The sequence below is a fragment of the Thalassobacter stenotrophicus genome, assembly GCF_001458315.1.
In the GTDB taxonomy this organism is placed as follows: domain Bacteria; phylum Pseudomonadota; class Alphaproteobacteria; order Rhodobacterales; family Rhodobacteraceae; genus Thalassobacter; species Thalassobacter stenotrophicus.
Window position 1 is genome coordinate 1 of sequence record NZ_CYRX01000016.1, and the last position, 10,608, is coordinate 10,608.

General features: G+C 61.7%; 9 protein-coding genes and 2 pseudogenes. 7 read left to right on the forward strand and 4 right to left on the reverse strand.

Features of this window, described 5'->3' with window-relative positions; all coding sequences use genetic code 11:
- Positions 1-435 (forward strand): annotated as a pseudogene (locus THS5294_RS06225) (AAA family ATPase); the annotation flags it as partial.
- Between the two features lie 144 nt (positions 436-579).
- The gene (locus THS5294_RS06230) at positions 580-1,629 is read left to right on the forward strand and encodes a ParB/RepB/Spo0J family partition protein (RefSeq protein ID WP_058123061.1); all 1,050 of its coding nucleotides are present in this window, start codon (positions 580-582) and stop codon (positions 1,627-1,629) included.
- An 82-nt stretch (positions 1,630-1,711) separates the two neighbouring features.
- Here the strand turns inward: THS5294_RS06230 and THS5294_RS06235 are convergent, their stop codons facing one another.
- Positions 1,712-2,848 (reverse strand): DUF2793 domain-containing protein, encoded by a 1,137-nt coding sequence (locus tag THS5294_RS06235; RefSeq protein ID WP_058123062.1) that lies wholly within the window; start codon positions 2,846-2,848, stop codon positions 1,712-1,714.
- Positions 2,849-3,081: 233 nt separating this feature from the next.
- Here THS5294_RS06235 and kdsA point away from each other — a divergent pair, with 233 nt between their 5' ends.
- The 3 genes from kdsA to THS5294_RS06250 are packed head-to-tail and all read left to right on the forward strand — an operon-like array spanning position 3,082 to position 5,780.
- Entirely contained in the window at positions 3,082-3,951 is an 870-nt protein-coding gene (gene kdsA, locus THS5294_RS06240; RefSeq protein ID WP_058123063.1) for a 3-deoxy-8-phosphooctulonate synthase, read from the forward strand.
- 50 nt (positions 3,952-4,001) lie between these two features.
- The gene (locus THS5294_RS06245; protein WP_058123068.1) at positions 4,002-4,970 is read left to right on the forward strand and encodes a KpsF/GutQ family sugar-phosphate isomerase; all 969 of its coding nucleotides are present in this window, start codon (positions 4,002-4,004) and stop codon (positions 4,968-4,970) included.
- A 21-nt stretch (positions 4,971-4,991) separates the two neighbouring features.
- Positions 4,992-5,780: a 3-deoxy-manno-octulosonate cytidylyltransferase gene (locus THS5294_RS06250; RefSeq protein ID WP_058123064.1), complete on the forward strand. Its 789-nt coding sequence runs from the start codon at positions 4,992-4,994 to the stop codon at positions 5,778-5,780.
- A 101-nt stretch (positions 5,781-5,881) separates the two neighbouring features.
- Here THS5294_RS06250 and THS5294_RS06255 read toward each other — a convergent pair.
- Positions 5,882-6,277, reverse strand: a pseudogene (locus THS5294_RS06255) (sugar phosphate nucleotidyltransferase); the annotation flags it as partial.
- Between the two features lie 23 nt (positions 6,278-6,300).
- On the opposite strand from THS5294_RS06255, the gene THS5294_RS06260 reads away from it, so the two are divergent.
- Entirely contained in the window at positions 6,301-7,050 is a 750-nt protein-coding gene (locus THS5294_RS06260) for a VPLPA-CTERM sorting domain-containing protein (protein ID WP_058123065.1), read from the forward strand.
- A gap of 231 nt (positions 7,051-7,281) precedes the next feature.
- On the opposite strand, the gene THS5294_RS06265 is transcribed toward THS5294_RS06260, so the two are convergent.
- A complete protein-coding gene (locus tag THS5294_RS06265) occupies positions 7,282-7,722 on the reverse strand; it encodes a hypothetical protein (RefSeq protein ID WP_058123066.1) in 441 nt (146 codons plus the stop codon).
- 472 nt (positions 7,723-8,194) lie between these two features.
- Positions 8,195-9,205: a replication initiator protein A gene (locus tag THS5294_RS06270; RefSeq protein WP_058123067.1), complete on the reverse strand. Its 1,011-nt coding sequence runs from the start codon at positions 9,203-9,205 to the stop codon at positions 8,195-8,197.
- A gap of 412 nt (positions 9,206-9,617) precedes the next feature.
- On the opposite strand from THS5294_RS06270, the gene THS5294_RS06275 reads away from it, so the two are divergent.
- Positions 9,618-10,608: AAA family ATPase (locus tag THS5294_RS06275; protein ID WP_233486422.1), on the forward strand; the 991-nt coding region annotated here is incomplete at its 3' end.

Genomic DNA, 10,608 nt, shown 5'->3' on the forward strand with positions numbered 1-10,608 from the left:
CCCCTTGGCGCATCCTTCCTTGAGTTTGACAGTACGGGGCGGTTTTTCGACATGCTCCATTCCACCTTTGCCTCCATCGAAGAGGGCGAAAACATCGCCGCCCGCGCCCTTGGCCGCCCCGAGATGGCGTTTGAGTGGGATGCCGTGCGCGCCGTTCTGACCCGCCATGACGAAAGCCAGCAGGCGGAATTGGCCGCTCTCATGCAGGCCTATCTGGGCAAGACCCTGTCACCGCACCGCCAAGGGTTTACCGCCCTCATCGGCCAAGCGGGTGAACAGGTGTCGGGCATCTATGAGGCTGATTACCGCGACTTTAACCGTGAAACCTATGCCCGCGGGCGCGAAACCTTTGATGCCACTTATGCGGCGTTCAAAAAGCTTCTGCTGGGTGTCTGGCGGCGAGATGAATTGGCCCAGCGGGAGGCGGCGGAATGAGCTGTAGCGCACCCCCCTCAACCAACCTGAGCCGATCCCATCCGTCAAACAGACCCTAACCAAGGCATTCCGAGGGGGAAGAAACCCCTAGGCGCAGTCTCTGCTCCCCGCTAGGCTCCGCCCCCGATCCAGGAGGACACCCAAATGGCCAAACGCAAACGTCTCAGCCCCGCCGCCGCCCTATCCCCGCAGGCAGCCCCCGCACCGGACGCCAAGGCATCGCCCTTTCCCAGCCCCTCCATCGCGCCGCCGCCGATTGCCCAAGTCAGCGCGCAGGCCGCTAGCACCGCGGCTCTGACGGAACTGTCGGACATGGTCACGGAGGCGCGCACCACGGGCCGCTTGCTAGAGGCCCTGCCCCTTGATGCCATCGAAATGCACCACATCCTACGCGATCGCATGGGGATGTACGGCGAAGAGTTAGAGGTCCTTGTGGCCTCCATCCGTGCGCGGGGGCAAAGCACCCCGATTGAGGTCACCCCCCTGCCCGATCAACCGGGACGATATGGCCTGATTTCGGGGTATCGGCGGATGGCTGCTTTGCGCAAATTGGCCCAAGAGGACCCGGCCTTTGGCACCGTAAAGGCGCAGGTGATTTCCCACGGCTCGGCGCAGGCGGCCTATGTGGCCATGGTCGAGGAAAACGAGGTTCGGGTTGATCTGTCGCCCTATGAACGGGCCCATATGGTGGTGCGCGCGCTGGAAAACGGGCTGTTTTCTGATGAAAAGGACGCGCTGCAAACGCTCTATGAACATGTGACGCGGTCCAAACGATCCCGGATCAAGGCGTTGATGCCGTTGGTGCGGGCCTTGGGCGACAGCCTGCGCCACCCTGCCCACCTGTCTGAGCGGACGGGCCTTGCGTTGGTCAAAGCGGTGAGCGCCGATGCCGCCTTGGGCGTGCGCCTGCGCGATCTGTTGGCCGCCCAAGCGGAGGTCAGCCCCGCCGAAGAGGCCGCCTTGATGGAGCGCGTCTTGGCCGACAAACCCGTGCTGCAAAGCCAAGTAGAGGCCGCCGCAGAACAGGCCAAAGAGGCCAAGGAATTGGCCGAGGCGCCCGTTGTCAAACCCCGCCGTCCGCAGGTCAGTTTTGAGCCTAACAAAGGGCTTTTGCAGGTCACGGGTGCGGATGATGCGTTGTTTGAAGCGGTCAAAAGGCTGGTGCTGGACTTTGATGACGACTTCGTAGAATAGGTCAGTAATGTTGCCACATTGTTGCGCGCGCGCAACAATGGGTCCGGTTTGATACCTATTTTCCAAAGGGCGCTCTCCTGCCCTATTGCGTGTATCCCACGACAATCTCTGAGACGATCTGCTGGTCCGCACCATAGCTGCCACCGGGCTTGAGATAGATCACAAGGCTGCCGTTATCCGGGGCCGTATAGGCCGCGAAACTTGCGGTCAGATATCGCCAGCCTTCAGACAAGGGCGCGTCGTCGACGCCAAAGATCAATTCTCGGGTGGTTTCGGCGTCTGTGTTCCAAGCATCCCCGTCCGGCGTATCGGGGCCGTGTTGGAAATAAAGCCGCAGGCTATAGCTGGTCAGATCCGCAGCCTCAGCCCCATCGGCGCGCAGACGGCCCATCAAGGTCTCAACCCTGCTGCCTGCACGCAGATAAAGCCCGGTATCCAACCACGTCAGGGCGGGATCGGCGCCCGTGTCACTGGCCCCGGCATGGGCATCACCCACCTCCCCATGGGCGCGCGACAGCGTCACCCAACGTTGATCGCTATAGGCAATCCAGCGCCCGCCCAGTTCCGCGTGATGCGGCACATGCGCCCCAGACGGAAAGCTGACCATGCCGCTGGTGCCATCGACCTCAAGCCCGGTGAACCACGTGGTCCCATCCGCGCTGACCTTGACGGAGAAATTATCACTGCCCGCCAGCCCCATTTCCGCCCGCCCCGACCAGTTGCTTTGGTACAAGAGGCTTGCGGTTTCGGCGGTGTCGGCCTTGTTGATTTTCAACTGGTGGCCTGCGCCTTCGTGGCTGAGCAGGGTATTGGCGCCCGAGACCGCGAGGCGATTGGTGCTATCGGCGGTGGTGTTCACACCCAAGGTTTCCACCGCGTTGCCGGGCAAAATCCAAGTGCTGCCGTCATAGACCCATTCGATTAGCGTATCTGTGGCGCGGGTGGTCCAACCCGCCGAAGGCACAACGACGGTCCAGCCGCTGTCTTCCCACACTGCGATGGAGCCATCGAGCCCGGCCCAATCACCTGTCCCACCCGGGCCCACCACGTAGCGCGCGCCTTGGACGGGGTCCTGGGGCGGGTCTGTGCGGCCAACCTCGGTCACGGTGGGTTGGACGATCACGTCGAGGGTGCGAATGGCTTCGTTATGGGTGACATGTTTTTGGGCCTGTGCAGGCTGAATATAGGGCAATGACAAGATGAGAGACGAGTCAGACAATGTGACCTCCACAAGGATTTAAGCAGCATGTGCGTGTAATAAGAGGAGCGAAATGTCGGGCTGAGCAGTTAACAGAGTGTTAATTTTCGGCGTTTGCGCGGGTCGCGTGCATCCCCTTTGCAGGGGCAATGTGGGGTTGTGCTGGAAAAGGCCGCCCGCCCACAGTACCAAGGCCCAAATGCGGTGGGTTCTTTCCGCCCATACCCCTGATCCCTTGCCCGAGGACCCCCGAGATGACCGACATGCCCAGCACCCCAAACCCAACCATCACCGTCGGCCCCAAAGCCGCACCGGTTGTGTTTGATAACGCGGCCCCTGTGTCGTTCATTTTGGGCCCGTGTCAGATGGAAAGCCGGGGCCATGCGTTGATGATGGCGGGCCAAATCAAAGAGATCGCGGACCGCGTGGGCGTGCAGGCGGTGTTCAAGGCTTCTTATGACAAGGCCAACCGCACCAGCCTGTCGGGCAAGCGCGGGATTGGGATGGACGCGGCCCTTGAGGTCTTTGCCGAGATCAAATCCACCTTTGGGATGGCGGTCCTGACGGACGTCCATGAGCCGCATCATTGCGCCACCGTGGCAGAGGTGGTCGATATCCTGCAAATCCCCGCTTTTCTGAGCCGTCAGACCGATCTGTTGGTGGCCGCAGCCCATACCGGGCGGGTCGTGAACATCAAAAAGGGGCAGTTTCTGGCCCCGTGGGACATGGCCAACGCGGTGTCCAAGGTGGTGAATTCGGGCGCGCGGGATGTGATGTTGACCGAACGCGGCGCAAGCTTTGGCTACAACACGCTTGTGACCGATTTCCGCGGTCTGCCGGAAATGGCGCGCACCGGGGCGCCGGTGATTTTTGATGCGACCCATTCGGTGCAGCAGCCGGGCGGGCAGGGCGGAAGCTCGGGCGGGCAGCGCGAATATGTGCCGGTTTTGGCGCGGGCTGCGGTGGCTGTGGGCGTGGCTGGGGTCTTTATCGAGACCCACGAAAACCCCGATGCCGCCCCCTCGGACGGGCCCAACATGGTGCCACTTGACCAGCTGGAAACGTTGCTGAGCCAGCTCAAGGCGCTGGATGCGGTGGCCAAGCCGATGATCGCGGGCGCGTAGGCGGGCAGGGGTCAATTGACCTTGGTCCTGTGCGTGCCCATAACCGCGCCATGACGCATACAGCCCCCCTTGCCCCGACCGCCGCCGACATTGCCCGCGAAGTTCTTGAGACCGAGAGCGCGGGCCTAACGGCGCTTGCGGCTAACCTGCCCCATGACTTTGCCGATGTTGTGGCCCTGATCGCAGGGGCCGAGGGGCGGGTCATCGTTTCGGGCATGGGAAAATCTGGTCATATCGGGGCCAAGATCGTGGCGACCCTGGCCTCGACCGGGACACCTGCTCAATTCGTTCACCCCGGTGAGGCGTCCCATGGGGACTTGGGCATGATCACGCGGGCGGATGTGTGCGTGTTGCTGTCTAACTCTGGCGAAACCGCCGAGTTGAAGGATATTCTGGGCCATTGTTTGCGGTTCAAGGTGCCGCTTGTGGCCCTGACCTCGAACGCGGGCAGCACGCTTGCGCGGGCCGCGACCTACCGTCTGACGCTGCCCAAACAGCCCGAGGCCTGTGGCATCGGCATGGTGCCCACCACCTCCACCACGTTGGCCTTGGCCATGGGCGATGCGCTGGCGGTGGCCTTGTTGCGGGGCCGGGGGTTCACGGCCGAGGATTTCGCGGTATTCCACCCCGGCGGCAAGCTGGGTGCGCAGATGGCTAAGGTCGCGGACCTGATGCATACGGGCGATGAAATGCCCTTGGTGCAGGCCGGAACGCCGATGCCCGAGGCGCTGCTGGAGATGACCTCCAAGGGGTTCGGGATCACCGGTGTGATTGATGGTGGGCGTCTGCTGGGCGTTGTCACGGACGGTGATTTGCGCCGCAACATGGCCGAGTTGATGGGCAAAACCGCCAGTGAAGTGGCCACGCGCGATCCGCGCACCGTGATGCCCGACACACTGGCCGCCGCCGCCTTGGCCACCATGCAAAGCGCCAAGATCTCTGTCCTGATGGTGACAGAGGGGGATGCGCCGGTGGGCATCTTGCATATCCATGATCTGCTGCGGGCAGGCGTCGCCTAGGGCGGCAGGAAAGGACACCCCATGAAAACCACAATCCTGATCCCTGCGCGCTATGCCTCAACCCGGTATCCGGGCAAGCCGCTGGCTGAGATGGTACAGGCCGACGGCAGCCGTAAAAGCCTGATCCAGATGACATGGGAGGCGGCCCAAGGGATTGCGGGCGTTGACGCGGTTTATGTGGCTACGGATGACGACCGGATTGCGGATGCGGCGCGGGGTTTTGGCGCAGAGGTCATCATGACCGCGCCTGAGGCCGAGAATGGGACCGCGCGCTGTGCGGAGGCCCTAAAAAACGCCGGTTTAGAGACTGATTTGGTGGTAAACCTACAGGGTGATGCCCCCCTGACGCCGCCATGGTTCCTAGAGGCGTTGATCGCCGCGATGGCCGCCAACCCAGATGCGCAGGTCGCGACCCCGGTTTTGCGGTGTGACGAGGCGACCTATGGCATGTTCCGCGAGGATCGTGCGGCGGGCCGGGTTGGGGGCACGACGGCGGTGTTTGATGCGCAAAACCGCGCGCTCTATTTCTCCAAGGAGGTGATCCCCTATATCGATCCGGGCAAAGTGCCGGACCCGATCCCGGTGTTTCACCACGTGGGCGTCTATGCCTATCGCCCGGCTGCTTTGGCCCAGTACATCACATGGCCCGAGGGCACGCTTGAGGGCCGCGAGGGCCTAGAGCAGCTGCGCTTTGTCGAAAACGGCACGCCCGTGATGTGTGTCGAGGTCGACGCCCGGGGCCGCGTGTTTTGGGAGCTGAACAACCCCGAAGACATCGCCCGCATTGAGGCCGTGTTGCAGGCTGGCTGAGGCGCGCTTTGCGTTTGGGTTACATTTTGCCCACTTGCGGGGCAGGGGCTTCGGGCCAAAACAGTGTCTAACACGAGGGTTTTTGACCCCAAGCCGGGGGGTTATTCCTTGAGCAGCCCTTCGAGATATTGGCCGTAGTCGTTTTTCTTGAACATCGCGGCGCGTGCGCGCAGGTCATCTGCGCTGATCCAGCCCATGTCATAGGCGATTTCATCGGGGCAGCCGGCCTGCATGCCCTGCCGGGTTTGCAGGGTTCGCACGAAGTTGCCCGCATCCAGCAGGGAGCCGTGAGTGCCCGTATCTAGCCACGCATAGCCCCGGCCCATTTTCTGCACGCTGAGGGTGCCGTCGTGCAGGTAGGTTTCCAGCAGGGTCGTGATCTCCAACTCGCCGCGCGCAGAGGGTTTGACGCGGCGCGCGCGGGCAGGGGCCGTGCCGTCCAGAAAATACAGCCCCGTCACCGCGTAGTTTGAGGGCGGAACCTCAGGCTTTTCGATTTGTGTCACAAGCGAGATCTGTCATGCGTCCAGCCGTCTTTTTGCACCACACCTTTGTTGCCAGCCTGCTTGCCGGCGCGCTTGCGTTGCCCGCGCAGGCCGTCCCACTCACCCCGGGCAGCAGCTTGGATCTGACGAATTACGATCTGCTCGGCGTCGCTGCGGGTGATCCCAATTGGTTCGGCACCGAGCTGCGCACAATCACCCAAAGTGCGCGCGAGACCCGGGACGGCTTTGTCGACGGCGTGGGCGTTGTGCCGGACCTCTATGATGTGGCCGCCGGGATCACCTCGACGGTGTCGCGCACGGCCAGTGGGCGGTTGGTGTTCGACATTGCCCCCTTCGCCAGTGACGCCAGCTTGGCGGGTGGCTTCAACAACGGGGCACAGATATTCCGGATGAGCGGATTTGCGGGCTATGCCATCGACTTTGCTTGGAGCGATCCCAAAACGCCGATGCACCTGCTGGCCCCCGGGATTTCGCTGTCCGCCGACGGCGATGAAATCACGATCGACATGCTGGCCCCCGATATCGCTTCAATCACGCCCAAGTATGAAAGCTTCCTCTTTGCGGTGGATGCGATGGATTTTCGCCTCACAGGTGACGCAGAGGTCGATATCGTGATCGACAGTTTCGGAACGATCTCCCGCACGCTCACCGGATTTCCCGCACCCGCTGTCATCCCCCTCCCCGCGTCAGGGCTGGCGTTGATCCTCGGCCTCGTGGCCCTTGGCGCGATGCGGCGACGCCCGGCAGCACCCCCAGTGACCTAGCGCGCGGCCTAGCACAAACACCCACCCCCAAAAACGCTGACACCCCGGCGACGCAAGGTCGTCCGGGGTGTCAGGCCACACACACCTCGTGTGGGTTCCGCATGTTCAAAAGAGTTGGGGGAGGATGAGAGGGACGGAACCCAAAGGGAGAGAGGGAGGAGAGAGAGGTGGGATGTGTGGATCGGGGCGCACCCAAATATGCGCGCACCCCGAGAGCTTAGAGGTTTGGTCTTAGTTCACACCGTCGTCCGATGCGCGGTCAGCGATGATCCCGGCCAGTTCAGCCACTGTGTAACCACCAGCATCGACACCCAAGGAGGCTGCCAGTTGTGTGTGGCCACCGGTCACGCCGCGGGTCGAAGCGCGGGCTTCGTCAACGCTTTTGACCGGAAAGTCGATGTCGTCGTCGCTGGCGTTGTTGGCGATGACTTGGGCCAGTTCGAACACCGAAGGTCCGCCTTGAACACCGCGGGTTGAGAACGATGTCTCACCGGCGTTGCCAACGTTGAAGCTGATGCCATCGTCGGAGGCTTTGTTGGCTTTGATCTGCGCCAGCTCAGAGAGCGTGTACTGGCCGGCGTCGACGCCGAGGGAAGCTGCCAGTTGATCGTTTGCGAAAGCAGGAGCAGTGAATGCGAGTGCGAGAGCGGCGGAAGCGATAAGAGTTTTCATTGTATTCGTCCTTTGTGTGTGTGCCCGGCGATGCGCCGTTTTGGCATTGAAGAGTGTGGTGCCCGGTGTGGGCGGTTTGTGTGAGGCGGTGTGTTTGCCGCCGTTCGATGAAATGAATATGCGATGTGTGAGCCTGCATCTCAATGCACGTGAGCGTGAGAATTACGTATATAAAGTGCGTTAATGCACATACTTCTCTCGTCTCCGCACCGCCCTCACGGGGGCGCGACCAACCCTCCAGATCGCGTGAGCAAACTGCCGATTTTGTAACATTTTGGGCGGCTGCGGGGCGCACCGCCCAAAACACCCCACCCAAAAAATCCGCGCCCCGCATAGGGTGCGACTCGCAAACAGCGATCTGCGATTCCCCAGGAAACCGCGCCACCACCGCATGGGTTTTTTCTGCATGTATATAGTGGGCGGTCCAAAGAGGCGGGATCCAAGATCACAGGCCCCCATCCCAAGGGGGGCGCTACGCCTCGCCCTTACCCTTCACAAACCCCAAGAACGCCGCCTCGGCCGAACGCAGCCGCGGCCGCCCCGAGGCGTGCCAATATCCGCGCCACTCCGCCTCTAGGGCATAGACATCCCAACCGGGGGCCAAGGCGCGCGCCTTTTCCAGCGTCGCAGGCGACAGGCTCGGCCCGCCCTGCCCCGCGACCTCCCGCTCGATCATCCGCGCCCGAGACGAAAAGCGGATCTTGTCGCCCTCGATCTCTTCGATGTGGTAATCGGGCAGCGGGTCGGCAGCGATCATCTCACGGACCATGGCGCGAAACACCCGCCGGGGCGAGGCCGATCCGGACTTCTTTAACAAGACATCCACCGAGATCACCCAAGCCTCTTGGCGCCCGCAATGTTTGCGCGCGATCTCATAGAGCCGCCGCTCCAGCGGTTTGCGCAAAGAGAAATACTCACGGCTCAGCGTCAGAACCGATTTCGACAGCACCGCCTCATAGAGCCATTCCGACAACGTCACCGCCACCGACACCATTCGCCCGCCCTTGGAGGCGCGCACAATTTCCCACCGCTCAATCAGGCCAAAGCCGCTGGTGATCTCGCGCCCGCCGACCTCAATGTTGGTGGTGATGCGCGTGCCCGCCAGCCGCTCAAACGCGTCGCGCAGCCGCCGGTACGCATCCCCCGAGGTTTCGCGCCCCGTGGCCACCAACAGATCATGGGCCCGCAGATGCAGCGTGCGCGCCGTGGCCCGCCCCGCATTGACCGCCGCCATCAATTGGCTGATGCAAAAGATCAGGATGTCCTTGTCGTGGATCGTCGCCAATCCGCGCACACTTGGAGTGACGGTGATCTCGGTATCATTATGCGTATAGTTCAGGATCCGGCGGTCCGGCCGCGTGCTGAGCGAAAAGAGGGGATGCTCCATCGATGCGAGGTCATCCTTGGGGATGGCGCTCAAGACATCACATACGAAGAAGCCTCCGCCGGAAGCGGGGGTTAGGGCGGTCACTGTCTGGCTCACTGCTCGGCCTCCTCCCCGACCTTACAGATCAAGGGGCGACTCATTATCGTGGTTTTAGTGACACCCACCCTAGAGTTATCCACAACACCTGTGAACCCCGCCCCGCCGCCTGCGCCAAAATCTATCGGGGGATCAGAGTCGCCTGTGCGTGGTTTCAGAGTCGCTTTAACGTGGGTTCAGAGTCACCCCCCCAAAAAAAGCTCAACAAGAATAATCCTTTGCACACCAGATTTAGAGGCGTAACACATAGATAACATAAATCTAACAGACACCCTTTGGCCACACCCCAAGACCCACTGTTGGAATTTGCTAAGAAAATCAGAGAAAATCTTCCCCACTTGCGCTCTTTTCTTCCATGTGCGGTGTTTTTGCGTATACTGGACAAAACACAACACATCGGCGGGGCACGAGCATGTTACCTCCCTATTTCAATATCGACCCAGATGCGGCTTTGGCCGAACTGGATGCCCCCGTAAGCAGCGCAGGTTTCGCCAATATCGCAGGCGCCTGTGCCCAAGGGCGCAATGATCTGGCATCGCGCGGGTTAAACGCAGAGGGGCAAAAAACCCTTCGCCTGTTTTCCACATGGGAGATCACCCGCTATCTGATCCCCGTGGCACAGGCGCATTTTCGCCGCGTGCTCAAAGCCAACCCTGATTTGCCCCAAGGCACCTCTGAGACCGAAGGCGGGGCCAAGTGGTTCACCCTTGATGAGGTCCTGCGTCTTCGGGCGCATTTCGCCCAAGAGGGATCGAAGGCCAAAGAATACCTCCCCTACCGCCCCGCAGGGTTGCCCGCCAAGATGGTCGCCGTGGCCAATTTTAAGGGCGGCGTGGGCAAGACCTCAACGGCGGCGCATTTGGCGATGTCTGCGGCCCTTGATGGCTACAAGGTGCTGGTGATCGACCTCGATAGCCAAGGCTCCATGACGTCGATCTTTGGCGGTAAGGTTGAGGACGAATGGCAGACCGTGTTCCCGCTGCTTGCGCGCCATTACGCCGAACATTTGCAATCCGACAACCAACGCCGCGTGGACCGGGGCGAGGCGCCCGTTCCCATGGACGACACCCTGACCGAGGCTTTGGGCGTGGGCACCCGCGATCTGATCCAATCCACCCATTGGCCCAATATCGACCTGATCGGGGCCCAGCTGAACCTTTATTGGGCGGAGTTTCAGATCCCCGTCTGGCGTATGGCTGGGCGCGGCTGGAAGCTGTGGGACGCCCTGACGGACCGGCTTGAGGCAGACGGTGTGCTCGACAGCTACGACCTGATCTTCATCGACACACCCCCTGCCCTTGGCTACCTCACGATCAACGGATTGGCCGCCGCCGACATCCTTTTGGTGCCCCTTGGCGCATCCTTCCTTGAGTTTGACAGTACGGGGCGGTTTTTCGACATGC